The organism is Citrobacter sp. Cpo074 (assembly GCF_030332745.1).
Lineage (GTDB): Bacteria > Pseudomonadota > Gammaproteobacteria > Enterobacterales > Enterobacteriaceae > Citrobacter > Citrobacter portucalensis.
In genome coordinates this window covers 436883-462959 of the sequence record NZ_JAOWHG010000034.1, presented here as the reverse complement: position 1 = coordinate 462959, position 26077 = coordinate 436883, and the positions used below count along the sequence as shown (strand labels likewise).

At 53.0% G+C, this 26077-nt stretch carries 27 protein-coding genes; 10 read left to right on the top strand and 17 right to left on the bottom strand.

Going from position 1 to position 26077, the window contains the following annotated elements:
- Positions 1-19: 19 nt before the first annotated feature.
- Complete coding sequence (locus OGX83_RS20340; RefSeq protein ID WP_003827166.1) at positions 20-922, top strand: carboxylate/amino acid/amine transporter; 903 nt, start codon at positions 20-22, stop codon at positions 920-922.
- 28 nt (positions 923-950) lie between these two features.
- Here OGX83_RS20340 and nlpA read toward each other — a convergent pair whose 3' ends face one another.
- The 3 genes from nlpA to OGX83_RS20325 form a co-directional block, all read right to left on the bottom strand.
- Positions 951-1769: a lipoprotein NlpA gene (nlpA, locus tag OGX83_RS20335; RefSeq protein ID WP_008786507.1), complete on the bottom strand. Its 819-nt coding sequence runs from the start codon at positions 1767-1769 to the stop codon at positions 951-953.
- Positions 1770-1892: 123 nt separating this feature from the next.
- A complete protein-coding gene (locus tag OGX83_RS20330; RefSeq protein WP_286588974.1) occupies positions 1893-2819 on the bottom strand; it encodes an Rpn family recombination-promoting nuclease/putative transposase in 927 nt (308 codons plus the stop codon).
- 225 nt (positions 2820-3044) lie between these two features.
- On the bottom strand, positions 3045-3461 hold the full coding sequence (locus OGX83_RS20325; protein ID WP_079934369.1) for a GNAT family N-acetyltransferase: 417 nt from the start codon (positions 3459-3461) through the stop codon (positions 3045-3047).
- A 130-nt stretch (positions 3462-3591) separates the two neighbouring features.
- Here OGX83_RS20325 and OGX83_RS20320 point away from each other — a divergent pair, with 130 nt between their 5' ends.
- Positions 3592-3885 carry a YicS family protein gene (locus OGX83_RS20320; protein WP_008786509.1) on the top strand — a complete coding sequence of 98 codons (294 nt, stop codon included), beginning with the start codon at positions 3592-3594 and terminating at the stop codon, positions 3883-3885.
- A 37-nt stretch (positions 3886-3922) separates the two neighbouring features.
- Here OGX83_RS20320 and OGX83_RS20315 read toward each other — a convergent pair whose 3' ends face one another.
- Positions 3923-4870, bottom strand: a complete 948-nt coding sequence (locus OGX83_RS20315; protein ID WP_032941556.1) for a LacI family DNA-binding transcriptional regulator — start codon at positions 4868-4870, stop codon at positions 3923-3925.
- A 292-nt stretch (positions 4871-5162) separates the two neighbouring features.
- Here OGX83_RS20315 and OGX83_RS20310 point away from each other — a divergent pair, with 292 nt between their 5' ends.
- From OGX83_RS20310 to OGX83_RS20290, 5 genes are all read left to right on the top strand, one after another.
- Positions 5163-5477, top strand: a complete 315-nt coding sequence (locus OGX83_RS20310) for a PTS sugar transporter subunit IIB (protein ID WP_008786511.1) — start codon at positions 5163-5165, stop codon at positions 5475-5477.
- Positions 5478-5489: 12 nt separating this feature from the next.
- Positions 5490-6821, top strand: a complete 1332-nt coding sequence (locus OGX83_RS20305; RefSeq protein ID WP_286588972.1) for a PTS sugar transporter subunit IIC — start codon at positions 5490-5492, stop codon at positions 6819-6821.
- Positions 6822-6841: 20 nt separating this feature from the next.
- Entirely contained in the window at positions 6842-8224 is a 1383-nt protein-coding gene (gene gmuD / locus OGX83_RS20300; protein WP_267458523.1) for a 6-phospho-beta-glucosidase GmuD, read from the top strand.
- Between the two features lie 12 nt (positions 8225-8236).
- Positions 8237-8539: a PTS lactose/cellobiose transporter subunit IIA gene (locus tag OGX83_RS20295; protein WP_008786514.1), complete on the top strand. Its 303-nt coding sequence runs from the start codon at positions 8237-8239 to the stop codon at positions 8537-8539.
- Between the two features lie 205 nt (positions 8540-8744).
- A complete protein-coding gene (locus OGX83_RS20290) occupies positions 8745-10124 on the top strand; it encodes a carbohydrate porin (protein ID WP_286588970.1) in 1380 nt (459 codons plus the stop codon).
- A gap of 61 nt (positions 10125-10185) precedes the next feature.
- Here the strand turns inward: OGX83_RS20290 and nepI are convergent, their stop codons facing one another.
- The 3 genes from nepI to OGX83_RS20275 all read right to left on the bottom strand — a co-directional run bounded on the left by nepI (position 10186) and on the right by OGX83_RS20275 (position 12597).
- On the bottom strand, positions 10186-11379 hold the full coding sequence (gene nepI, locus OGX83_RS20285) for a purine ribonucleoside efflux pump NepI (RefSeq protein WP_286588968.1): 1194 nt from the start codon (positions 11377-11379) through the stop codon (positions 10186-10188).
- A 141-nt stretch (positions 11380-11520) separates the two neighbouring features.
- Positions 11521-12045: an SRPBCC domain-containing protein gene (locus tag OGX83_RS20280; protein WP_234096620.1), complete on the bottom strand. Its 525-nt coding sequence runs from the start codon at positions 12043-12045 to the stop codon at positions 11521-11523.
- Positions 12046-12144: 99 nt separating this feature from the next.
- A complete protein-coding gene (locus tag OGX83_RS20275; protein ID WP_003827141.1) occupies positions 12145-12597 on the bottom strand; it encodes a DUF1198 family protein in 453 nt (150 codons plus the stop codon).
- Positions 12598-12702: 105 nt separating this feature from the next.
- On the opposite strand from OGX83_RS20275, the gene OGX83_RS20270 reads away from it, so the two are divergent.
- The gene (locus tag OGX83_RS20270; RefSeq protein WP_048227350.1) at positions 12703-13608 is read left to right on the top strand and encodes a LysR family transcriptional regulator; all 906 of its coding nucleotides are present in this window, start codon (positions 12703-12705) and stop codon (positions 13606-13608) included.
- A 47-nt stretch (positions 13609-13655) separates the two neighbouring features.
- On the opposite strand, the gene uhpT is transcribed toward OGX83_RS20270, so the two are convergent.
- The 7 genes from uhpT to rbsK form a co-directional block, all read right to left on the bottom strand.
- Positions 13656-15047, bottom strand: coding sequence for a hexose-6-phosphate:phosphate antiporter UhpT (gene uhpT / locus OGX83_RS20265; RefSeq protein ID WP_003023929.1), 1392 nt, complete (start codon positions 15045-15047; stop codon positions 13656-13658).
- 142 nt (positions 15048-15189) lie between these two features.
- Positions 15190-16518 (bottom strand): MFS transporter, encoded by a 1329-nt coding sequence (locus tag OGX83_RS20260; protein WP_286588966.1) that lies wholly within the window; start codon positions 16516-16518, stop codon positions 15190-15192.
- Positions 16519-16527: 9 nt separating this feature from the next.
- Positions 16528-18030 (bottom strand): signal transduction histidine-protein kinase/phosphatase UhpB, encoded by a 1503-nt coding sequence (gene uhpB / locus OGX83_RS20255; protein WP_057066455.1) that lies wholly within the window; start codon positions 18028-18030, stop codon positions 16528-16530.
- Positions 18027-18620, bottom strand: coding sequence for a response regulator transcription factor UhpA (uhpA, locus tag OGX83_RS20250; protein WP_003023923.1), 594 nt, complete (start codon positions 18618-18620; stop codon positions 18027-18029). Before uhpA ends, uhpB begins: the two co-directional genes overlap by 4 nt.
- 153 nt (positions 18621-18773) lie before the next feature.
- On the bottom strand, positions 18774-19787 hold the full coding sequence (locus OGX83_RS20245; protein WP_079934373.1) for an aldose 1-epimerase family protein: 1014 nt from the start codon (positions 19785-19787) through the stop codon (positions 18774-18776).
- A gap of 11 nt (positions 19788-19798) precedes the next feature.
- Positions 19799-21115: an L-fucose:H+ symporter permease gene (gene fucP, locus OGX83_RS20240; RefSeq protein WP_003827126.1), complete on the bottom strand. Its 1317-nt coding sequence runs from the start codon at positions 21113-21115 to the stop codon at positions 19799-19801.
- 27 nt (positions 21116-21142) lie between these two features.
- Complete coding sequence (rbsK, locus tag OGX83_RS20235) at positions 21143-22063, bottom strand: ribokinase (protein WP_003827124.1); 921 nt, start codon at positions 22061-22063, stop codon at positions 21143-21145.
- Between the two features lie 324 nt (positions 22064-22387).
- Between rbsK and OGX83_RS20230 the strand changes: the two genes are divergently transcribed.
- Positions 22388-23173: a DeoR family transcriptional regulator gene (locus OGX83_RS20230; RefSeq protein WP_003827122.1), complete on the top strand. Its 786-nt coding sequence runs from the start codon at positions 22388-22390 to the stop codon at positions 23171-23173.
- A gap of 1 nt (position 23174) precedes the next feature.
- Here the strand turns inward: OGX83_RS20230 and ilvN are convergent, their stop codons facing one another.
- The 3 genes from ilvN to ivbL form a co-directional block, all read right to left on the bottom strand.
- Positions 23175-23465, bottom strand: coding sequence for an acetolactate synthase small subunit (ilvN, locus tag OGX83_RS20225; protein WP_003023914.1), 291 nt, complete (start codon positions 23463-23465; stop codon positions 23175-23177).
- A 3-nt stretch (positions 23466-23468) separates the two neighbouring features.
- A complete protein-coding gene (gene ilvB, locus OGX83_RS20220; RefSeq protein ID WP_060682992.1) occupies positions 23469-25157 on the bottom strand; it encodes an acetolactate synthase large subunit in 1689 nt (562 codons plus the stop codon).
- 107 nt (positions 25158-25264) lie between these two features.
- Entirely contained in the window at positions 25265-25363 is a 99-nt protein-coding gene (gene ivbL, locus OGX83_RS20215; protein WP_003827118.1) for an ilvB operon leader peptide IvbL, read from the bottom strand.
- A 522-nt stretch (positions 25364-25885) separates the two neighbouring features.
- Here ivbL and tisB point away from each other — a divergent pair.
- Positions 25886-25975: a type I toxin-antitoxin system toxin TisB gene (tisB, locus tag OGX83_RS20210; RefSeq protein WP_003023909.1), complete on the top strand. Its 90-nt coding sequence runs from the start codon at positions 25886-25888 to the stop codon at positions 25973-25975.
- Positions 25976-26077 lie beyond the last annotated feature (102 nt).

Genomic DNA, 26077 nt, shown 5'->3' with positions numbered 1-26077 from the left:
ACAACATGCCGAGGGAAAGATGAGTTCCACCAGAAGAGGGATGATGAACGTCCTGATTGCCGCCGTATTGTGGGGAAGTTCAGGCGTTTGCGCGCAATACATCATGGAGCAAAGCCAGATGTCGTCGCAGTTTCTGACCATGACGCGCCTGATTTTCGCCGGGCTCATTCTGCTGATGCTCTCTTTCGTTCACGGCGACAAAGTGTTCTCCATTATCAAAAACCGCAAAGACGCCATCAGCCTGCTGATTTTTTCCGTGGTTGGGGCTCTCACCGTACAGCTAACTTTTCTGCTGACTATTGAAAAATCCAACGCCGCTACCGCGACGGTGCTGCAATTTTTGTCACCGACCATAATCGTGGCGTGGTTTTCCGTGGTGCGCAAAGCACGACCGGGGATTTTAGTGCTGACTGCGATCTTCACCTCGCTTATCGGCACCTTCTTGCTGGTCACCCACGGTAACCCGACGTCGCTGTCTATCTCACCTGCCGCGCTGTTCTGGGGAATTGCCTCGGCGTTTGCCGCCGCGTTCTACACCACCTACCCCTCAACGCTTATCGCGCGCTATGGTACGCTGCCGGTCGTCGGCTGGAGTATGTTAATCGGCGGCATGATCCTGCTGCCGTTTTATGCCGGACAGGGCACTAATTTCGTGGTGAATGGCAGTTTGATTCTGGCGTTTTTCTATCTGGTGGTCATCGGCACGTCGCTGACGTTTAGCCTGTACCTGAAAGGCGCGCAGATGATTGGCGGACCGAAAGCGAGCATTTTAAGCTGCGCGGAACCATTGAGCAGCGCATTGCTGTCCCTGCTGCTGTTAGGTATTACCTTTACCCTGCCAGACTGGCTGGGCACGCTTTTGATCCTCTCTTCGGTAATACTTATCTCAATGGACTCACGTCGCCGCGCCAGAGCGGTTTAACACCAACCGGCGCGGCAAAAGGTTATGATTACCAGCCCGGAACCGCGCCACCGTTAAAGATAGTTTCTGCCGCCTTCGCCACTTCAGGTGACTGATAAGATTGCAGGAACTCTTTCACATTCTCGGCATCTTTGTTGTCTTCTCGCGCCACCAGAATGTTCACGTACGGTGAGTTTTTGTCTTCAATAAATACGCTGTCATGTACCGGGGAAAGCCCGGTTTGCTGGATGTAGGTGGTACTGATAATCGCCACATCCACTTTCTGATCGTCCAGCACACGCGGCAACTGCGCACCTTCCAGTTCCATAATTTTCAGATGCCGAGGATTATCAGTAATATCCAACGCTGTTGGCAGCAGGCCGGTATCCGCTTTCAGCGTAATTAACTTCTCTTTTTGCAGCAGCAACAGCGCCCGGCCCAGGTTGGTTGGATCGTTAGGTATCGCAATCGTTGCACCGTCTTTTAGTTCAGCGACAGTTTTGATTTTCTTCGAATAACCAGCCATCGGGAACACAAAGGTATTGCCCACCGCAACCAGCTTATAGTCGTGTGCTTTATTATCTTGTTCAAGGAACGGGCGATGCTGGAAGACGTTGGCATCCAGCTCACCATGATTGGTGGCATCGTTGGGCAGCAGAGAACCGCTAAAACCCACCAGTTCCACCTCCAGACCATATTTTTCTTTAGCGACTTTCTTCGCGACCTCCGCCACATCCTGCTCTGCACCGTTAATTACACCCACTTTGATATGCTTTGCATCGCTGCTCTGTTGATCGCATCCTGCCAGCAATAATCCCGCCAGTAATACCGCCGCCCCGGCCCCGAAATAAGGTATCTTCAGCTTCACGTTTTATCCTTTTGCAATAACCGCCTGATGAGTAATGAAATGACTATAGCGGGAAGGCCGCTGCGGTTTAAAAAACGAAAAAGCATCAGCAAGAAGAAAAAAGCATAATGGGGCTAAGATAAATTAGTCGGAAGATACTGTTAGTTCATCAATTGCAAGCCCGGTAATAATTAGCACCAGTTCACGATCGATCCCCTTCTCAAGCATGGCATGGGCTATCCGCAACGCTTCGTCCTTTTTGCCCTCGCGTTTGCCTTCGAGTTTGCCCTCTAGCAACCCTGTCCTTCGCCCCGACTCACGTAAGCATTCTGCAATCGTCATTAATCTCTCCTTATGCTGGGGAACGCGCAGGGCAACCTCTCGAATAAACGCCTCAAAACGCGGTGCGCTGCCAGACTGCACCAGGTAATTAAATAGCGTTTCTACCTGACTGTCATTAGCGTGTCCCTTAATCAACAGGGCAACCAGTTTATCGACCAGCACCATCAAATCGCGCTCGCGTATATGCTTCTGGACAAGTTCCAGTAGTGCCACTCGCCGGTGCTGCATAATCTCATCATCAGACACCACCGTGATATCGACCAGCGGGAAGGCCGCGCTATAAAGCTGCCGCGCAGTCTCTGGATCGTCAAACTCATCCAGCCAGCACAGCGAAAAAGGGTACGGGCTGGCAACGCCATGGTAAAAAAGTATCGGAACCACCAGCGGCAGCGTTTTGTGGCCAGCATCAAGGTGATTCTGCATCGCGGCAACGGCATAACGCATCATTCGGAATGCCATATGAGCATCCGGTGAACTCTGGTGTTCAATCAACGCGTAGATATAGCCTTTACCAGTTCTCGTTTTTAGCGACCACAGAACATCGGAATAACTGGCACGCAGGTCTTCCTCAATAAAACTCCCAGGCTCCAGCTTCAGTGTGTTCAGATCGCAAAGTTCACGTAATGGTGCGGGGAGATAGCTATCAAGAAAATCCCGTGCCGTTTCTGGATGGCTTAAGAACTTTTTAAATACCGCATCATGCGGCGTAGAAGTTGTTGGTTTTTTCATGGCGGTCCGTCACCAGAAGAACAAGATGACAGAACCTTACTCGCCAGGCGCACACACAACATCTGTGAATTTTTCTAGTTGCGGGGCGGCTTGGCGGATAAATACATACTTTTGCAATGTATTCATTTTCAGGGAATAACGCTCGCAAAAATGCCCGGTAAGCGTGATCACCTCCGGGCAAGTACCTAAATCCTCTTTGGCGGCGGTATCCAGACCTTCCGGTCATCAAAACGTTTTCGACAAATAATGGCGCGCGGAACCGGTTTCCGGGAAGTTATCGAGGGTCATTTGCAGCTGATAGCCGTTTTTCTGATAAAACGGCAGCGCCTGGAAACTCATGGTATCCACCAGCGCATGCAGGCATCCTCTCTCACGCGCCGTCTGTTCTGCGGCCTGCATCAATTTTGTGCCGTAACCACCTTTACGCAGCGAGTCATGCATCCACAGAAAATCAATGCACAGCCATTCGCCTTTGATTTTGCCGATCAGCCCACCCAGAATGTCATTGCGCTCATCGCGCCAGTACACCGCCAGGTCGCCAAAATTGGTGGTTCTCAGAAACTGCCGGTTGTAAGCGCGCAATCCGGCAAGCAGGGCATCTTGATCGTCTTCGGTAATCGTATCTGTAATCTGTATTTGCATCCTATCCTCCTGAAATAACTACAACTTCTGGCTGATTTATTTTTAGACATTAACACAGGGTGATGAGTGAGTCGTATGCCGTCTACACTTACTCTTGAGATGATGCGCATAGACAACAAGGATTATTATCATGAAACGAGTCATTTTTCCGATTATTGCCGTCCTTTTCACGCTACCCGGTCTGGCACATGCCGACTCGGCTTATGGCAGTCTGCAGGCTGTACACGAAAAGAATACTGTTATGAAGGATTTACGTAAGATTTGCACCCCGCAAGGGTCGCCATCTGATGAGGTGTGGGAAAAAACGATTATGGCTGATACGCGTAATCAGCAGCACATCCGCGAAGCCATTCTGGCAATTCAAAGAAACAATCAAAACAACTACTGGGAAGCGCTTGGCAAAGTTGAATGCCCGGATTTATAGGCGTGAAGCGAAATAGCCCCACGCCAGAGGGAAAGCGTTAACGCTGAGGAATAATTAAGTCGCCGCGCAGCACGTACGACCCCAGCACACTCTGGGTTTTCTCGTTGAGCCAACTGACGATCCGCGCCGCCATGGCGTCCATGGAATATTCAATCGCCGGGATCGTAGGGATTCCCGGCAGATGCAGCGAACCGGCCAGGCTAAAGACCATAATGTCTTGCGGTACTGATTTATTAAACGCCTGCAACTGCGGGATCACCCGCTGTGCCTGCTGTTCATCCGCCACCAGCAGCGCGTTAAAATTCAGCGTTGACGCGTTGTTCAGCAGCTCCTGCAAGGCCACTGACGATGACGTTGCAGCCATAAATACCAGGTTACGGTTAAACGGCAGGAAGTTTTTTTCCAGCGCGTGTTTATAGCCCAACAGCACCTGATCGGAGAAACCCATCCCGTCCGGATGAATTAAAGCAATCTGGCGTCGGTTCTGACTTATCAGGTAGTTACAGGCGGTTTCGGTAGCGAACTCATGATCGAACTGGATGCTGTTGACGTCATCGCCGGAATCCAGACAATCCACCAGAATGACATTCTCCTGATTGATGTTCAGCGGAAAACGCGCGCCAATAATCAGGACGTCATCGCACAAGCCGCAGCTTAATTCATCAAGAGCGCTCATGACTTCCGCTTTGGTATTGGCAAAACGCAGCAGCAGGTGCTTTTGATGCTGGCTAAGATGCTTTTCCAGCGCATAGAGATAACCCGTGGTCTGATTAATGTTGTCCTGCGCGCATATCACGCCGATACAGCCCGTAGACTGGCTGAGTAGCGACTGCGCAATCACGTTCGGACGATAATTGAGTTCATCCACCGCTTTCAACACGGCGAGGCGGCTGGCCTCTTTTACGCCACGCGATCCGCTCAACACGCGTGACACAGTGGCTTTTGACACGCCAGCCAAACGCGATACATCGTTGATAGTAGACATCATTCTCCCCTGACAGGACCCGCCTGGCCCTTTCCATCCTGAATTTAACATTGGCTCAAATAATCGCCATCCGCAGTATAGCTGTTTCCGTTTTTCATGGAAACCGATTTTCCATTTGGACTCAAAAAGAGATCTTCACAGCTAATTTCGTGAGCTAAATCCAAATAATTAGCCTTATAAGAATAAGATCTTGATGGCCGTCACAGTTCTGTTTTCCATGAATGGAAACCGGTTTCCGTATGATATCAAATCAGACTCGCAATAAGTTTTTACATTTAAAGGATGGTTCACTATGTTCAGGATTATGTTGTGTTGTTCGGCAGGGATGTCCACCAGCTTGCTGGTTCGCAAAATGGTTGAAGAGGCAGAGTCTCGCGGATTGCCTGTGAAGATTGAGGCCTACGGTGTTTCCGAATTTGACATTCAGTTTCCAAATTACCAGGTGGTGCTACTCGGCCCCCAGGTAAAGTACATGCTTAATACGCTCTCCGAAAAGGCTGCCACCCAGGGTATACCCGTAAAAGCCATAGATATGATGGATTACGGTATGCAACGCGGTGACAAAGTGCTGGATTATGCTCTGTCGCTGATTGAAGCGACACACTAGAAAGGTGTCATTATGAGTTCGTTATATCAGTCAATGGTTGCCGTCATTGAACAATCCATCACCCCGCTCGCTGGCAAGTTAGGGCAGCAGAAGTATGTGATTGCAATTCGTGACGGTTTTACGGCGGCGCTGCCGTTTATGATCATCGGCTCCTTCATGCTGGTGTTTATTTTTCCGCCGTTCTCTGCCGATACCACCAACAGCTTTGCCCGGGGCTGGCTCGATTTCTCGGCAACTTATCGTGAACAGCTGATGCTGCCGTTTAACCTCAGCATGGGTGTTATGACGTTCTTTATCTCCGTGGGCATTGGTGCCAGCCTGGGCCGTCAGTTTAACCTCGATCCGGTGATGTCTGGCCTGCTGGCCTTTATGGCGTTTTTACTGGTTGCTGCGCCCTATGCCGACGGTAAAATCTCGACGCAGTATCTTTCCGGTCAGGGTATCTTTACCGCCCTCATCACCGCCATTTACTCCACCCGTATATATGCATGGCTGAAGCAGAATAACGTGACAATCCGCCTGCCGAAGGAAGTCCCGACCGGCGTCGCACGTTCATTCGAGATCCTCATTCCGGTACTGGTGGTGATTGCGACCCTGCATCCGCTGAACCTGTTTATCGAAGCACAAACCGGGATGATCATCCCGCAGGCGATTATGCACCTGCTGGAGCCGCTGGTTTCCGCTTCTGACTCACTGCCCGCTATTCTGCTTTCTGTGCTGTTGTGCCAGATTTTCTGGTTTGCCGGCATTCACGGCTCATTGATCGTAACCGGCATCATGAACCCATTCTGGATGGCGAACCTGTCCGCTAACCAGGCCGCTCTGGCAACGGGCGCTGCGCTGCCCCATGTCTATCTGCAAGGTTTCTGGGATCACTACCTGCTGATTGGCGGCGTCGGTTCAACTTTACCGCTGGCATTCCTGCTGCTGCGCAGTCGCGTCGCGCATCTGCGTACTATCGGCAAAATGGGAATTGTGCCTAGTTTCTTTAATATCAATGAGCCTATTCTGTTTGGTGCGCCAATCATCATGAACCCGATGTTGTTCATCCCGTTTGTCTGCGTCCCGCTGGTTAACGCCGTGCTGGCCTATAGCGCCACCAAACTCGGCTGGCTGGCACAGGTTGTTTCACTGACGCCGTGGACTACGCCTGCGCCAATCGGTGCTTCCTGGGCCGCAAACTGGGCATTAAGTCCGGTGGTGATGTGCTTTATCTGTATGGCGATGTCAGCGCTGATGTACCTTCCATTCCTGCGTGCTTACGAACGTTCTTTGCTGAAAACCGAAGAGCAAAAAGCACAGGATGCCGTCTCCGTGGCGAACGCTGCCCGTAGCAACTCATAATGAATCAAGGAGTCAGAACAATGAGATACCGTTTTCCTGAAAACTTCTGGTGGGGCAGTGCCTGCTCAGCGCTGCAAACCGAAGGGGATAGCCTGAACGGCGGCAAAAGCCAGACCACGTGGGACGTGTGGTTCGACCGTCAGCCAGGTCGTTTCCATCAGGGAGTTGGCCCGGCAACTACCTCGACCTTTTATCAGCACTGGAAACAGGATATCGCACTGCTCAAACAGCTGAAGCATAACAGCTTCCGTACGTCTCTGAGCTGGTCGCGCCTGATTCCGGACGGTACCGGCGAGGTTAATCCTGAAGCCGTCGAGTTCTATAACAACGTCATCGACGAGCTGCTGGCACAAGGCATTACGCCATTTATCACCCTGTTCCATTTCGACATGCCGATGGTGATGCAGGAGAAAGGCGGCTGGGAAAACCGTGAAGTGGTCGAGGCGTTTGGCCGCTATGCACAAACGTGTTTTACATTGTTCGGCAACCGGGTTAAGCACTGGTTTACCTTTAACGAGCCAATTGTCCCGGTTGAAGGCGGCTATCTGTATGACTTCCATTACCCTAATGTGGTGGATTTCAAACGTGCAGCCACCGTGGCGTATCACACCGTACTGGCGCATTCGACGGCGGTTCGGGCATATCGTGCCGCAAATCATGATGGTGAAATCGGCGTGGTGCTGAATTTAACGCCTTCCTACCCGCGTTCACAAAATCCGGCGGATGTAAAAGCCGCACACTATGCGGATCTGCTGTTTAACCGCAGCTTCCTCGACCCGGTGCTGAAGGGTGAATATCCAGCGGATCTGGTTGAGCTGCTGAAGGAGTACGATCAGTTACCAACATGCCAGCCAGGCGACAGCCAGTTAATCGCCGAGGGCAAAATCGACCTGCTCGGCATCAACTACTATCAGCCGCGTCGCGTGAAATGTCGTGATAGCGCCGTCAACCCGGATGCACCGTTTATGCCGGAGTGGCTGTTTGATTATTACGAAATGCCGGGGCGGAAAATGAACCCCTACCGTGGCTGGGAAATTTATGAGCCGGGTATTTACGATATTATTACCAATCTGCGTGATAATTATGGCAACCCGCGCTGTTTTATTTCTGAAAACGGTATGGGTGTCGAGAATGAGCAGCGTTTTATTCAGCAAGAGCAAATCAACGACAGCTACCGTATTGAATTTGTCTCTGATCATCTTAAATGGCTACATAAAGGAATTAGCGAAGGCTGTAATTGTCTTGGCTACCATATGTGGACCTTTATTGATAACTGGTCATGGCTTAACGGCTATAAAAACCGCTACGGTTTTGTTCAGTTAGATTTAGCAACGCAAAAACGTACGGTGAAAAAAAGCGGCGAATGGTTTGCCCAGACCGCCGAAAATAACGGGTTCGATTAGGAAGAGAACAACATGATTGCATTAGAAGAAGCAGTAATGGAAATCATCGTCAATGCCGGGCAATCCCGCAGTCTGTGCTTTGAAGCGCTGCATGCCGCGCGCGCCGGCAATATTGACGAGGCAAAAAGCCTGCTTCGTGAGGCTGACGGTTACGCCCGTCAGGCTCATCACATGCAAACCAAATTGATCGAACAGGACGCCGGGGAAGCCCGGCAACCAATGACATTAATTATGGTGCATGCGCAGGATCACTTAATGACGTCGTTATTAGCCCGCGAACTGTCAGAAGAAATTATTCATCTGTATCAGCGTTAATCGTTAATTAAACATTCAACAACGGAGAAAGCATTACGATTAAATAAAGCAGCCCTGTACCCGTTATTAAATAGACAAATCAACTTGTTTTGGTGATAGCAAATTAAACCGAGACGGGATGGTTATTATCTTAAAATAAATTAATGCACACGCTTATTCAGAATGCTCTGCGCAAACTGAAGGGTAAAGTGTCGATGAGATAACCATGAACATGATAAAAAAACTTCCAGTCACGCTGGCGGTCGTCGCCGCGCTGTGCCCAATTTCTGTCCTCGCACAGGAATTCACACAAGAACAAATCGATGCCATCGTTGCCAAAGCCGTCGATAAAGCGCTGGCTGAGCGTCAGGCTAAAATGGACGCCGCCGTGGCGAAAAAAACCGATGTCATTAACGAGCCGCAAAGCGCGGCGCAATCGCCGGATATGGCTATTCCGTTCGGTGTGAAATTCAGCGGCTATGCGCGTTACGGCGCGCATTTCCAGAGCGGCGATCAGAAATACGTTGGCGTTGATGGCTCCTACAACGGTGCTTCCGCTATCGGTCGCCTGGGTAACGAAGGCAACGGCGGCGAGTTCCAGCTCTCAAAAGCGTTCAAAAGCGATAACGGCGCCATCTGGGACATCAACGTGATGATCGACCACTGGGGCGACGAAGTTAACCTGAAAAAAGCCTACGCGGGCGTCACCAACGTACTGGAATCCAATCCCAACGCCTATATCTGGGCAGGCCGCGACTTCCACCAGCGTCCGCAACAGGGTATCAACGACTACTTCTGGATGAACCACGACGGCCAGGGCGCCGGGGTGAAGAACTTCGACATCGGCGGCGTACAGTTTGATGTCGCCACCGTTGCCGCAGTTGAATCGTGCAGCCCGGAAGTGATGGAAGACGAAGCCAACCCATCGCGTATTACCTGTACCGGCGGTTCCGGTACCGGCGATAAAGGCAACTACGCTGTGACGTCAAAAATTCACAATATGAAAGTGGGCCCGCTGGATCTGGAGATCTACGCCAACTACGGTTTTGACTCCAAAGCCGTCGAGAGCGATGACCGCCTGAAAGCCTGGCAGGGCGCATTCGTGCTGAGCCACACCAACGACAGCGGCGTGAATAAAGTGATTGCCCGTTATTCTGATAACTCCGACAACAGCGTCTATAACAAAACCGACGACCTGACTACGGTTTACGCCAGCTTCGAGGGAAGTCATAAGTTTACCCGCCAGGCGCAGGTGGAATACCTGTTAGCGTTCCATGATTACGATAACAGCACCGATAAGAGCGATAACCGTAAGAACTACGGCGCGATTGTGCGTCCAATGTACTTCTGGAACGACGTTCACTCCACCTGGCTGGAAGCGGGCTATCAGCGCGTAGATTACGACAACGGCGGGGATAACAACGGCTGGAAACTGACGCTGTCGCAGAACATGTCGATCGCCATGGGACCGGAGTTCCGCCCGATGCTGCGCTTCTACGTCACCGGCGGCAAGGTGGATAACGATCGCACCGCGCGGGTCAACGGCACGCAGGATGAAACGCTGGACGACTTTAACCTTGGTGCCATGTGGGAAGCATGGTTCTGATTAGTGAGTCGTGAAGTGCCGGATACGGCGAGAACGCCTTATCCGGCGAACAACACCGAGATTATTGCATACCTTTTATGCGAACTTTCGCTGCCACCAAAAGCGCCGTCAGCAGCATCAGGCTGCCGGAAAGCATCAGGGGCGACAGCAGTCCGAGGTTATCGAGCGCATAGCCTCCCACCGCAGCCCCGCAGGTATTGGCAAGCTGGATCACGGCGACCTGGACGGATCCAGCTTTTTCTGCCTGATCGGCAAGCGAGCGGGTGATCCACGTCGACCAGCCGACCGGTACCAGCGCAAACAACAGTCCCCAGATTATCGCAATACCCGCCGCGACCACTTTGTCGCTTCCCCACAGGATCAGGACCAGCGCACTGAGCGCCAGCACCAGTGGCGCACCGGCTAACGCCAGTTTGACCGAACGCTTCAAAATCATCGACGAGAACGACGTGCCAACAAAACTGGCAATACCGAAGCTCAGCAGCACCAGCGTCAGGCCATCAACGCCAAAGCCCGCCAGATTCATATAGATCGGGCGAATATAGGTAAAGAAGGCGAACTGACCAGCAAAGGACATGAAGATGGCAATCATCCCGGCCATCACCCCTGGACGCTGCAACAAGCTGAACATGTTTTGTTTCTGATGCGAAGGTTCACCAGGCAGCGAAGGCAACGCTCTCACCACCCAAATCGTGCACAGCACGCCCATTACCGCCGCCGCATTAAACACGTTACGCCAGCCGATAATGCCGCCCAAAAAGCTCCCCAGCGGCGCGGCAATTACCAGCGCGATGGAGACCGCGCCAAAAATAACCGACAGCGCTTTCGGCACCGTACGTGCAGGAACCAGACGCATGGTCAGCGACGCCGACATCGCCCAGAAGCCGCCAAGCGCCAGACCGAGGCAGGCGCGGCCAACGAGCAGCAGCGAAAAAGAATTGGCAAAGGAAACCAGCAGACAGGAAAGCGTCAGTAGCACCGAAAACAGGATCACCACATAGCGACGATCGGTCGCCTGAATAATTTGCGTCACAAACAGGCTGGCGAACATGGCGACAAATGCCGTCACGGTCACCGATTGCCCGGCCACGCCTTCAGAAATCCCCAAATCCTGCGCCATCGGCGTTAACAGGCTAACGGGGAGAAATTCAACGGTTATCAGGCAGGCAACGCAGAACGCCACGGCAAATACCGCCGACCAGTTAGGTCGGGAATTTGCCTCAGCGCGGGATTTTTGTTCAACAGCTTCACTCATTTTGTTACCTGCGTGGGGTTATTGTAGAAAAGTTACGCAGTGTAACATTAAATTTGTGACGTAATTAACGTTTTGACAACTATTCACCAGAGATCGGCTGCGCCTTATCCGGCCCAGGACAGAGAGCCCTTTCTGGCTCAATTAAGCGTCACGCGCAGCCCGGGCCAGGCCGGTTATCCACTCCTGGTGACCGTTGATCATCGGATTGGGCAGCGTACGTGCCAGTTCTTGTGCCGGAACGCCAATTTGTGATTCCTGGGTCAGAATACGTACGCGCCCGCCGGGTAAATCCTCAAAGAGCCAGGCGTGGATCACATCCAGACGTGTAGTGGCGTCGCCTTCCGCCCAGCCATGCCAGGCAACACGCGCGACCTGGCCGTCAACCGGCGGCACATACTCGGTGATTTGCGCTTCGATGGGGAAACCAAAAGTCGTAAAACGAAAACGGGCATCCATGCTTAACAATGGACCGGAACCGTCGTGAAAACGGATATCCGCCACGTTGCTGTAATACGTCGGCCAGCGCGTTGTGTCATTAAGCTGTGCCCAGACGGCACGGGCGCTCAGTCCGGCAACGATAATTTCATTTGAGGCAAAGTTATCAGTCGTCCCCGGCAGATACGCTGCAGGCCAGATAATTGCACGTTGTTGAGTCGCTTGATTCATGATGTACCTCGTCGTGTGAGTTAACGAGGTACATCATGCTTTCGCGTAAGATATAAAGATAATGACGGTTCAAAATAGTCGTCATCATAAATTTTGATATCAGTGCAGCCAGTGCACGCCATCCTCGGGCTGGAAAAAGGCGTTATAGCGCATCTGGAACGCATTAAGCTCCTGCATATCCGGCTCCATCTCGCGCAGAAAACCGAGCGCCAGACGCACCTGCGCGTCGGTAATCGGTGCAGCCAGCCGGGCTTTTTGCAGCCAGCGGTGCCATTGCAACAAGTTCTGCTCACTGCCGTCGACAATAACGATTTGCCAGATCAACAGCACCTGGGCAGCATTTTGTAGATGCGATTCATCAGGACGGTGGAGGTACTGTAAAAAAGCCTCACCCTGTACTTTTCCCATCTGATCGATCATCGATTCTACCGGCACGACATCAATGTTCAGCCGCTCGCTCAGACGGCGAATTGCCCGCCGCGACCCGGACGTTAGCACCCGAAATCCCACCACAAAAACAACCACCAGCGTGGCCAGCATTATCCAAATCATGCGCACATCCATTACCAGACAGGACGCCCATCATAGCGGCAAATTCACCTCTGTCGACGACTGAACGTGTCATAATGTGACTTATCGAACTCGCAGGCAGACATCATGAAATCTGATATCAGAACGCTCGATCTCAATCTGTTAAAAACGCTGGATGCCCTGCTGGATGAACGCAGCGTAACCCGGGCGGCGCAGCGGCTGTCGCTCACTCAGCCTGCGGTAAGCGGTATGCTCAACCGCCTGCGCGACTATTTTGACGATCCGCTGTTTAGTCGCACACCGCATGGCATTGTTCCGACGCTGCGTGCCCAACAGTTGGCCGCCCCGGTCAAACAGATCCTCAGCGATATCGATATCCTGCTTAAACCGACACAATTTGACCCGCTCACCGCAGCGCTCACCTTTACCGTCGCCGCTACGGATTACGCGCTCAAAGCGGTTATCGTGCCATTTATTGCCGCGCTTCGCGTGCGCGCACCGGGCATTCGTGTACGAGTGATCCCGGTTGAGCCAGTGCTGCTCACCACACAGTTTGAGCAGGGGAAAATCGACCTGGCGTTGCTGACGCCGGATTCCACGCCCGACAACCTGCATAGCCGGGCGTTATATGATGAAGAGTACGTTTGTCTCATGCGTCATGCGCATCCTGATGCGGGGCAACCGCTGACGCTCGATCGCTTCTGCGCGCTGGAGCATGTGCTGGTTTCTTATGAGGGTGAAAGTTTCTGGGGCGTCACCGATGAGGCACTGGCAAGCGTCGGACGCCAACGGCAGATTGGTTTGTCGGTTAGCAGCTTCCTGGTATTGCCGGACATCCTCGCCATCAGTGATATGATTGCCGTTGTTCCTGCCCGTCTGGCGTATGACGACACCCGTATGCACGTTTTACCGCCCCCGCTGCCCATAACCGGTTTTACAAAAAGCATGGCCTGGCATGAACGCACGCATCGCGATGCCGCTCATCAGTGGCTGCGCAATCTGGTACATGAAACCAGCCAGTTTAGAGCATAAAAAAGCCCGCCATTAAGGCGGGCAAAAGTTACCAATGCACACTTAACTCAAGCAACTTTCAATTGTTGAATCTTTTTCTCGCGGCGAATTTTACGTTCTTCAAACACGGCCACGATGGCCATCAGGCAGATACAGCCAATGGCGGCGGTATCCAGCGCAGCAAAGGTGCCTGCCCAGCCGGTCAGCCCGAAAATCGGCGTGCCGTCGGCAATCATCCCCAGACCGAGCTTGGCGAAGCTGTCACCAATCAGATAAGCGAAAGTGCCTTTAATCCCATCGGCTGCGCCGATCGCTTTTTTCGGCACAAATCCGACTGCCGCAACGCCGATTAACAGCTGCGGGCCAAACACCAGGAAGCCCAGCGCAAACAGCGAAGCCAGATAAACGTACTGGTTGCTGGCGTGCTGATAAACGCCCAGGGTGGCGATAATCAACGCCAGCGCTACACAGGCCACCAGCGCACGACGACCGTTCGCCAGGTCAGAGAGCCAACCCCACAGCAGCGTACCGACCAACGCGCCCACTTCGAACAGGGTAAAGCCCTGAATCGCCACTTCTTTGGAAAGCTTCAGCTCCTGGAAGGCGTAGACTGTGGACCACTGGTCGATACCGATACGCACTACGTACAGGAAGATGTTCGAGAAACATAACAGCCAGATCACTTTGTTTTTCAGCACGTACTCAACAAAGATCTGCCATTTGGTCATCTCGTTTTCTTCGGTCTCTTTGTCTTCTTCGCTGATCTCCTCACCGAACAGCTCTTCGGCTTTACCGAGGCCATAAGATTCCGGGGAGTCGCTGCCGTAGCGCAGGCCGATAAAGCCGACAATCAGAGCAATAATCGACGGGAAGATAAACATACCGATGACGTGACCGTCGAACAGATAGTTAGCGCCAAACAGCGCCACGCCCGCCGCACCCGCACCGCCGAGGTTGTGGGAGATATTCCACATGCCGAGGTAGGAACCCCGCTTGCGACGCGGCGTCCATTTAGTAATGGTGGAATAGCTACATGAGCCGCCAGTACTCTGGAAGAAACCGCTCAGCGCGTAGAAAGCGATCATCAAAAACAGGCTGGTTGAACCCGCGCCCATGCTGGCGCTAAAGCCAAGCATACAGATGGCGGAGAGGATCAGCATAAACGGCAGAAACTGCTTGGTGTTTTTGCCGTCCGCGTAGTAGGAAACCAGCGTTTTACCCACGCCGTAGGTGATGGAGAAGCCCAGGCCAATCATCCCCAGCTGCGTCATGCTCAGCCCGTAGGTGGAGATCATGTCGTTCTGCGCGATGTTGAAGTTTTTGCGGATCAGGTACATGGTCAGGTAGCCGATAAAGACCACCAGATAGGACTGCATGAACGGTTTGAACCACATTTTGCGCCGCACATCGAGCGGCAGATCCAGGGTCGGCTTGCGCACCTGGTTTAGAAAGGCCAGCATTTGACACTCCCGAGCTAATTTTTATACCTGCGAATAGCAGGCATTGTAAAAATCAGCCAGAAGACGCGCCTGAGACAGCGTCCAGGTGAAACCGGGAAAATTTCTTAGTTTTGCTCCACTCGGGGCAAAAAGGTGAGGTACATCACGCTTCGTTGAGTTCGCGCGGAGCCTGGGCGTTTAAAAACGGCAGCAGCAGCAGCGCGGAAATTCCCGCCGCAATAGCGATCACCACAAAGAATCCGGTCCAGTGCCAGACCTCCATCACCTTTGCCAGCGGCCAGCCGGAGAGTGATGCCCCCAGATAAGCAAACAGCCCGACAAATCCGGTTGCCGCGCCCGCCGCCTCTTTGTGCGAACACTCCGCCGCCGCCATGCCGATCAGCATCTGCGGGCCGAAGACGAAGAATCCGGTGGTGAAGAAGCACGCGGCCTGCATCACATAGCTGGCGAACGGCATTAGCCACAGCGAGCCAACGGAGAGCAAAATTCCGGCGGCGAAAATCAGGTTCATTGGACCGCGGTTGCCGTTAAACAGCTTGTCCGAGCCCCAGCCCGCGACCAACGCGCCGATGAAGCCGCCCAGTTCGAACATGGTCACGGCGGTATTGGCAGTGACCAAATCAACGCCAAGTGTCTCCGACATATACAGATTGCCCCAGTCGTTAATCGCGGCACGGACCACGTACACCAGCACATAACACAGTGACAGCAGCCAGATATAAGGATTCAGCAGCACATAGCGGGTGAGGATCTCTTTGCGGCTCAGCCCAGCACCTTCCTGCTGTTGGGTAATTTCCAGTTCATCATGCCGCCAGTCGCCAATCGGCGGCAGACCAATCGCCTGCGGCCTGTCGCGCAGCCGCCAGCAGAGAAAAACCCCCACCACAATCGCCAGCAGCCCGGCGATCATCATCCCGGCGCGCCAGCCGTAGTGCAGCGCTGTCGCCGCCATCACGATAGGGATCAGCGCCCCGCCGACGTTGTGCGCGGTGTTCCACAGCGCCCACCAGCCGCCGCGTTCAGTACGCGAATACCACGCGGTCAGTAAACGCGCGCAGACCGGCGATCCCCAGCCCTGGAAAAAGGCGTTCAGCGCCCACAGCACCGCAAAGGCCCATAGCGAGGTGGAGAATCCAAACAGAATGTTTACCACGCCGGTGGCAATCAGTCCGATGCCCATAAAATAGCGAGCGTTGGATCGGTCGCTGACGATACCGGAAACAAACTTCGACAGGCCGTAGGTGATGTAAAACAGCGTCGCCAGCAGCCCAATGTCGCTGCGAGTCAGCACGCCGCTGGTGAGGATATCCGGTACGGCGGCATTGAAGCTTTTGCGTGTGAAATAGAACAGCGCGTAGCCGAGCCAGATGGTGGTCAGGATATGCCGCCGCCAGTAGCGGTAGAGGGCATCCACTTCACGCTTATCAGTAATGAGCGGCGCACTGGCCGGAGCTTTTAAAAACGAAAACATGACCGCGCCTTACACATATCGCTGGGGTAACGACACGCTGACCCGCGTGCCGTGCGTACAGGAAATCGAGAGCGATCCGCCGAGGGCGCTAATCCGTTCACGCATCCCCGTAAGGCCAAATCCCTGTTGATTCGACCCTGGCGGCAGGCCGCTACCGTCGTCCTCAATCACCAGCATTAGCCGTTCATCCTGTTGCCAGCCCTGAAGCGTCACCGCGCTGGCGTTGGCGTGCTTAACGATGTTGTTCAGCCCTTCCTGACAGACGCGAAACAGCGTCACCCGCTGGCTTTCGCTAAGTGCAGATTCGTCAATTCGCCAGTCGAGATGGCTGACGATGCCACGGCTTTCCAGCTCCATTTCGCGCATCAATGAGCGGATGGCCTGCTCCAGCGTGAGATCGTCCAGTTGACGTGGTCGCAGACGGCCTAACAGGCGACGCACCGAATCGTACACGCCGAGAGAAAGTTGTTCGATGTGCGCCCCGCTGCGCTTCACCCCTGCGTTTTCTGGCGCCAGCCGCTGAACAATACCCGCCTGGGTGCGAATGGCGGTGATGGTCTGGCCGATATCATCGTGCAGTTCGCGCGCCACATCCCGGCGCACGCTCTCTTCGGTTTCCAGCAGGCGTTCCGCCAGACGATGGTTGCGTGCTAATTCATTTTGCAGCGACTGGTTAAGTTCGCGCAGACGCTGAATACCCGCACCGAGCAGCAGCCCGGTCAGGCTTTGCACCAGCAGCGAGAGCAACAGATCGACGGGATGATCGTGCCAGGTCTGGCTGGCAATCAGCGCGATGGCGTTCATCAGCGTCGCAATCAGCGCCCCCTGCCAGCCGTAGTGCCAGGCCAGCGCAATGATCGGCAACGCGAGGCAAAACGGCGTGAAGCGCGAAAGCTCGGCGGGTAAACCGAGCTGTAGCCACAGGCTGACGCTAAACAGCAGCAGGTACCAGACCAGATGCCGCCCGCGCCAGTTCACCGGCTGCGACACCACCGCCGGGCCCAGCGGCAGCCAGGTCGTGCTGGTCAGATAGTGCCAGAACACCAGGCAGATCGGCGCCAGCGTTAATCCGCCGGTGAGCGTCAGCAGCAGCGCGTTCCACGCCTCTTCACCTTGCCCAAGCCAGGGCAGAGATTGCAGCAATGCCGCCGCCGTGAGCGCCGCGCCCTGCAACAACAGCGTGCGCCAGTCGCGCTGATGGCGGTATCGCGAAATCAACATCACCGGGAGTAACGTGAGGAAGCTACCGATCATCAAAAGTGGCAAATGGGCCAGCGCCACTTCCTGCGCCAGCCAGAAAAGAAGCAGCCATTCCGCACCCAGCAGCACCGGCCAGTAGCCGCGCGGACATTGCAGCATCAACCCCAGACGCAGGCCAAACGGAAACAGCAGTACCGCCAGCTCCGGGCGCTCAACCAGATGCAGGCTGATGCTCCACAGGCAAAACCACGCGGCAGAGAAGATAAAGAAGCAGGCAACAACGGTGATTAACCGGGAACAGAGCGTGTTCATTGCCAGCCGTCAAACATCCGTCGGGCCAGTTCGACGTCGTTGCTGACCCCCAGCTTTTCCATCAGGTTGGCGCGATGCACGTGCACCGTTTTCGGCGACAGACCCAGTTCAGCGGCAATCTCTTTGACCGCCATACCTTGCGCCAGTTTTTCCGCCACCTGACGTTCGCGTTTGGTGAGCGGATCCTGACGACCGGCCGCCAGTTTGACGGCGATGTCCGGCGTCAGGTAACAGCCGCCAGTCGCCACGGTATGCACCGCCGCGATCAGCTCATCCGGGCTACAACGTTTAGAAAGGAAACCACGCGCGCCCGCGTTGAGCGCCTGCTCCACCAGTGCCGGGCTGTCGTGGACAGAGAGCATGATAATCGCCATTCCTTTTGGCAACTGGCTTAACAGTTCAAGACCGGAGATATCAGGCATCGAGATGTCGCAGATACACACCTGCACGCCGCGTCCCGGTAATCCCGCCAGCGCCTCACTGCCTGAGCCAAACTCAGCGACCACCTGCAAATCAGGTTCCAGCCCCAGCAGTTGGGCAAAGCCGGAGCGGACGATGAGGTGGTCGTCAATAAGGGCAACGGTAATCATGGGTTCATCCTGGCGCTAAGGCATGCCTGATGGCGCTACGCTTATCAGGCCTACGGGCGGGTGCCGTTGTAGGCCGGATAAGGCATTAATGCCGCCATCCAGCAAAAGCGCTTACCTTAACGATAAGTGCTTTGGTGTTCAAGCCTTGAGCGATCAGGCTATGCCAGTTGTGACTGTAAATGTCCGGGTGTGCTGCGGTTCTATTTCAATCAAGGTGCCATTGCGTTGTGCTGCCAGGAATCCTTCAGGTCGACAGGTTGCAGGCAAGGCGAATGCCGCAACCTGTTGATCGCCGTTATAGAGGATCCAACGCGTCACATAATTCAGCTCCGTGCTGGAGAAACGCGTAACGAACGTGGTGCCATCAGGCGCGATCATGCTAAATTCTGGCTTATTAGTGTACCTGTCCAGTTGGTCAGCAAAGAAGACAATTTCCGGATCGTAAAAATGGGGTTCATTGAGCCGCGCCAGAGAAGCCTCGCCCTGTACAATCCGCTGATTAAACGCCAGCCACTGCTCAGTCGGCTTAACATGCGCGGGTATCGACTCACGCAGCTTCATGGCCTCATCCGGAATATTCTGGCTGAAGGTGGCTTCCGGTACGTAGGCATAGTTCATATGGCACATGTACTGCAACGGCATTGCCACTGAGGCGAGGTTGGTAACCGCCATCTGAATATCAAACAGCGCGCTCGCTTTGTGCATTACCACCGCAGGATGCGCCTGATAATGATGACCGAACCCCATCACATACTCATAGCGTCCACCCACGCGCAAATTCTCACCCTCCAGCTCCAGCCAGGCTTCATCCATCGCGGCACAAGCCATTTCACCGTGCAAAGGATGTGAATCCTCTGGTGATGGGCAGCCATTTGCCAACAGACCTGAGTGGAAGGCAAAACAGCCGTAGGTCGCCACCACTTCCGCCGCCGGTTTCGGCTGACTGAACATGTTACGCATGGTCAGGTCATGGCCATCAAACTGAGCATCCCAGATCATCTGCCCCATCCAGGGCAGAATAACCAGATGTCCACGACTGTTTTCTACCTTCAGCCCTTCCACTCCGCTGGCGTAACGAAATGCGGTAACCGTGAAGTCGTTATTCTTCAGTAAGATTCGCGGATGCTCTGCAAAGAGTTCTCGCCACAGCGTTATACGTGTTGTCATGATCGCTCTCCTCAGGAAACTGTCGCTTCAGCCAGGTTGTTGCGCACTTTGCTTTCACGCCAGAAGTAGATACCGACGTACACGAAACAGAGCATGGAAACCAGGAACGAAAGTTGCAATGAATGGAACATATCGGCCACATAGCCCTGAATCGCCGGAACCACCGCCGCGCCGACAATCGCCATGACAATGACGGCACCCGCCATTTCGGTATGCTCGTTATCCACGGTATCAAGCGTACCCGCATAGATTGTCGCCCAGCAGGGTCCAAACAGGACACTCACCAGCACTGCGACATACACAGCGCTGAAGCTTGGCGCCAGTGCAACATAGACGAGGAACAGCGCACCAATAATGGAATAGAGAATCAGCACTTTTTCCGGATTGAAGCGCGTCATCAAAATGTTGGCGATAAACTTGCCGATAAAGAAGCAGGCGAAGCTATAGACCATGAAGGTTGAGGCGTCGCGCTCGTTGATATCACCTAATTCCAGTGCCAGACGGATGGTGAATGACCACACCGCGACCTGCATCCCCACATAAAGAAATTGCGCCACAATTCCACGACGGAAACGGGCATTGCTGGCCAGATAACGCAGTGTATCCATCGCTGACGGGCGTTTATGACTCGTGGTTTGCGCGACTTTACAGGTCGGGAAGCGAGTCAGCAGGAATAACACCATCACCACAACCAGTACCATAATCATGTACTTGTATGGCTCAAGGGTATTTTCCAGCATCAACACTTTAAAGTTATGGATCTGCTCAGCGTTCATCCCGGCCATCTGTTTTTCCAGGCTTTCACCTTCAGAGAAGACCAGATATTTACCTAGCAGAATGCCAGCAGCCGCACCAATAGGATAAAAAGTCTGACTGATGTTCAGGCGTAAAGTGGCATACGCTTTTGGGCCGATCATTGAGCTGTAGGTGTTGGCTGCTGTTTCCAGGAAGCTCAGACCAATCGCAATCGCGAAAATCGCCGCAAGGAACATGGTGTAGGTGGCCATGTGCGATGCCGGGAAAAAGAGCGTACACCCAACGATATAAAGGGTCAGCCCCATTAAGATGGCGACTTTATAACTGGTCTTTTTAATCACCAGAGATGCTGGAATCGCAATTAAAAAATAACCGCCATAAAAGGCACTCTGAACTAATGCCGAGGCAAAGTTGCTGAGTGAAAATACGCTTTTGAATTGCGTAATCAGAATATCATTTAATGCGGCTGCGCATCCCCATAACGGGAATAAACAGGATAACAAAATAAACTGGAACAGAGGGGTCTTATTCAAATAGCCGTCAGGCATCTGAATGATGTTTTTATCGTTCATAGTGCTACCTTTTACAGTGCAGGAGTATTATTCGTTTAAGGTAAGAAACTCATTAAATTGTTCGATGCTTGGATAAGATGATTGAGTGCCTTTCCCGGTAACGCTGAAAGCAGCGAAGAGAGCGGCTTTTTTCATGGCGGCTTCCACATCACCGCTTTGAACGTAATAGTGAGCAAAACAACCGATGAAAGCGTCGCCTGCGCCACTGGTATCGACAGCGTTCACTTTAAACGCTGGAACATGGACTTCCTGGTCACGCGTCATCCACAGCGCACCTTTCTCACCCATGGTGACGATAATATTGTTCAGACCTTTATCAACCAGAGAACGTGCCGCTGCGCGAATATGGTCATAAGTATCTACTGGCATACCGGTTAATATTTCCAGCTCGGTTTCATTCGGCACAAAAAAATCACATTTACAGGCATAAGACATATCTAATTCCCGTAATGCAGGGGCGGGATTCAGTAACACTTCAATACCGTGTTTTTTGCCAAATTCAATCGCGTGATAAACGGTTTCCAGCTGCACCTCCAGTTGCAGGACAATAAGCTGACATTTTTTCAGATCTTCCGCCGCACGATCGATATCTTCCGGGGAGAGAAATTTGTTCGCTCCTTTAATAATCAGAATACTGTTGCTGGAGTTGGCATTAACAAAGATCGGTGCGACACCGCTGCTGGTGCAGGGTACCTTTTCGACATAGGTAGTATTAATTCCCCAGGATTCGAGATTGCGAATAGTGTTATCCGCAAAAATATCATCACCGACTTTTGTCAGCATCAGCACTTTGGAATTGAGCTTAGCGGCCGCAACGGCCTGATTTGCGCCTTTGCCCCCGCAGCCAATTTTGAACGCCGGTGCTTCCAGCGTTTCCCCTTCTTTGGGCATCTGGTTGATGTAGGTGATGAGATCCACCATGTTGGAGCCAATAACCGCGATATCCATTTTACTACCTCTCAGAAACAATCACACAACAATGATATTAAAATAACATTATCATGTTACTTTTGTATCATTTGTGACTAGGATCGCGATTGGAAGATCATTTTATTGTTTATTTATTGCACTAAACGTTACACCCACATCACAATACAAATGATGAACTTGCTTACAATTGACTGAAAATTAACTGGATATAATCAATAAAACGTGAAAAAACACGCTTTTATTTCCGAATAGTCAGACGTATAGTAATGCGGCAATGTCATGTTCTCAGAAACACAAAAATGTTACTGAAGGAACATGGGAACATGATTCGTGGAGAAGCACATGGAAACTAAGCAAAAAGAACGTATTCGACGTCTGATGGAATTGTTGAAGAAGACCGACCGAATCCATCTGAAAGAGGCGGCACGAATGCTGGAAGTTTCCGTGATGACTATTCGTCGGGATCTCAGTCAGGATGACGAACCGTTACCACTCACGCTGCTCGGTGGTTACATTGTGATGGTGAACAAACCTGCTGCCATCGTTAACGCGCCACTCCCCGCGCAAAAACAGTATCACCGCGACGATTTACCGGTTGCCATTCTGGCTGCGGGACTGGTGAGTGAAAATGATCTGGTCTTTTTTGATAATGGTGCGGAAATGCCGTTGGTGGTCAGCATGATCCCGGACGATATTTCCTTTACCGGGATTTGCTACTCGCACCGGGTGTTCGTAGCGCTAAATGAAAAGCCCAACGCCACAGCGATTCTTTGCGGGGGGACCTACCGGGCGAAAAGTGACGCCTTTTACGACACCAGCAATCCCTCCCCGCTGGATGCACTAAACCCACGGAAAGTCTTTATCTCCGCCAGCGGAGTCCATGAGCATTTCGGCGTTAGCTGGTTCAATCCGGACGATCTGGCCACAAAACGCAAAGCGATGGAACGCGGATTACGCAAAATTCTGCTGACGCGGCACGCCCTGTTCGATGAGGTCGCCCCCGCCAGCATTGGTCCACTCTCCACCTTTGACGTACTGATAAGCGACCGTCCGTTACCGGCAGATTACGCAACCCACTGCCGGAACGGCTCTGTAAAAGTGATCACCCCGGATTCAGACGGCGACTAACTCACTCAAAGAACACGGTAATTTTGTTAAACATCGACGGATCGGACTGGTTGCGGGCCACTTTCACCACATCTTCCAGCTTGTCGATCTGGCTTATCATCTGCTCAAGACGTTGATCGTCGTTGACCAGTAGCCAGATGCGGCTCTTATCGCTGTCCTGAATCGGTAGACAGAGAATGCCTTCTACGTTGAACGCGCGGCGGGCGAACAGCCCGCAAACGTGAGTCATTACGCCCGGATGGTTGCGTACGGTGAGTTCCAGGATTACGTTGTCATGTGTCTGCTGTTGCATGGCTTATTCCCCCACCATTTCTGTGTTTGCCGCACCCGGCGGCACCATCGGGTACACTTTTTGTTCGGCATCGATGCGCACGTGGATCAGCGCAGGCCCAGGGCGATTAATAATCTCCTGCAACGCTGCCTGTGGGTCCGCTTCGTTATTCAGATCGCAGGTTTCGAGACCAAACCCGGCGGCTATCTGCATAAAGTTAATCATCCCCGGATAGGTCGCGGCAAAAACACCCTGCTTATAGAACAGACTCTGCTGCTGATATACAAGACCCAACGCTTCGTTATTCATCAGGATGATTTTAATATCCAGCTGATTTTCGCTGGCTGTCGCCATTTCCTGAATATTCATCATCAGGCTGCCGTCGCCGGAGAAGCACAGCACTTTTTTGTCTGGGTTGGCCAGCGCCGCGCCAATCGCCGCTGGCAGGCCAAAGCCCATGGTCCCCAGACCGCCGGAGGTCAGCCACTGACGCGGACGGTTCAGCGGATAAGCCTGTGCCGCCCACATCTGATGCTGGCCTACGTCGGTGGTGATAATGGCGCTATCGTCTACGCAGGCAGCCACGGCGTTGATCAATCCATAGTGGCTGAGCGGGTCGCTTTCCTGCGGAATAGTGCAAGGGAATTCACGTTGTAAATCGGCCACCGTCTGATGCCACGACTCTCGCGGCTGCGCGTCAATTAATGGGATCAATTGTGCCAGAACCTCATTGACATCCGCCTGAATCGCCACGTGCGGTTGTTTGATTTTACCCAGCTCCGCGCGGTCGATATCCACGTGAATGATTTTGGCGTTCGGGCAGAACTGCTCCGTTTTACCAATCGCCCGGTCATCAAAACGTGCGCCCAGAACAATCAATAAATCCGCTTCTTGCAGAATAAAGTTAGTGCTACGCGCGCCGTGCATGCCCAGCATGCCTAACGACAGCGGATGCGCTTTCGGCAACATACCGAGCGCCATTAAGGTCATAGTGGTGGGCAGCATCGCTTTTTCCGCCAGTTCACGCACGCGCTCAGGTGCGTTAATCACGCCGCCGCCGAGGTACAGCACCGGACGCTGTGCGGCGTTAATCATGGCTGCGGCATCGCGAATGCTGTCCTGGCTGAACGCTGGTGCCGCCATTTTCTGCGCAGGCTCCGGCATCTCTTCAATGTCAAAAACGGCGGTTTGAATATCCTTAGGAATGTCTATCCACACCGGGCCTGGACGTCCGGACTGCGCAATGCGGAACGCATCGCTCATGACCTGAGGTAATTCACTGATATGGCGGACCAGATAGTTGTGCTTAGTGATGGGGATAGAGATGCCGTAGGTGTCGACTTCCTGGAAGGCGTCGGTGCCGATCATTGAAGCCGGAACCTGCCCGGTGATACACACCAGCGGGATGGAATCCAGACGCGCATCGGCAATGGCGGTCACCAGATTGGTTGCGCCCGGTCCGCTGCAGGCCATACAGACGGCGGGTTTGCCATCGGTTCTCGCCATTCCCTGCGCGATAAACCCTGCTCCTTGCTCGTGGCGCGCCAGGATATGACGGATTTGCGTGCTTTGACTTAAGGCGTCATAGACGGGAAGAATCGATCCGCCGGGAATACCGGTAACAACCTGAATTCCCTGGCGTTCCAGGAAATGAACGATGAATTCTGCGCCCGTAAAACGCGTACGCTTGGATGTTATGCCCGAACTTGCCATGCTCCAGTCCTTTTATTCTGGGCCTTTGCTCCGGGCAGGTCTCTGAAACGAAAAACCCCGCCCGGTTTGCGCCGGCGGGGTTTTGGAATCGTGTGTTGATTCGGACCCTACGGCGCATTGCCGACGACCACCACCACACGCACGACGACCGCTGCGCGAGATGGCGCAGTTTTTAGTAGGGTCGCAGTCAGCATGGAAGGGTTCATTAGGGACCTGTCTGTTTGTTGATTAACTGGATTTATACAAACACAGGTTTTTCAGCGTGACAATGGAAAAATTTTCATCTGCATAAAAATGCGTCAACGATCACATTTCGTTGTGCATTGCTGAAAAACAAAAAACCCCGCCGGAGCGAGGTTTTTTTCAGTGCTGTGCGGTTGGTAGCCGCCGAACACACTGTGTTATGTCAACGAAAAAAGTATACGCGTTCTGCGAAGAACACGCAATTTCGGCACGAATTTTGATGGTTTTGAGTATGGAACATGAATAGCGTAACGTCCATAAAATACTGTTAATTTATACAGTGTTTATCTATAATGTCTCGGTACGCAATGTGTTATGCGGGGGCCGCATCGTAAACCGGCGCATCAAAGTCCTGGCTGAAACGGGTGGTGCCGTCAGCGCCTTAACCCCCGTGTGAGCACACTGTGTTATGTCAACAAAGGTGCTGGCAACAGGCAGCGGCGAGGTACGTCAGCACCGTGCTCCTTGTACCAAAAGGAGAGCGTATGAGCCTCGTGGATATCGCTATTCTTATCCTCAAACTCATTGTTGCAGCACTGCAACTACTTGATGCCGTTCTGAAATACGTTAAGTAATTCGGATTCAAGTCGCACCTAAGGGGGGCGGGTAACACTCCGCTCCCCTTTCACCTTCTCCCTGGTGCTTGTGTCGCGCCAATATGTTACGTTTTTATGACA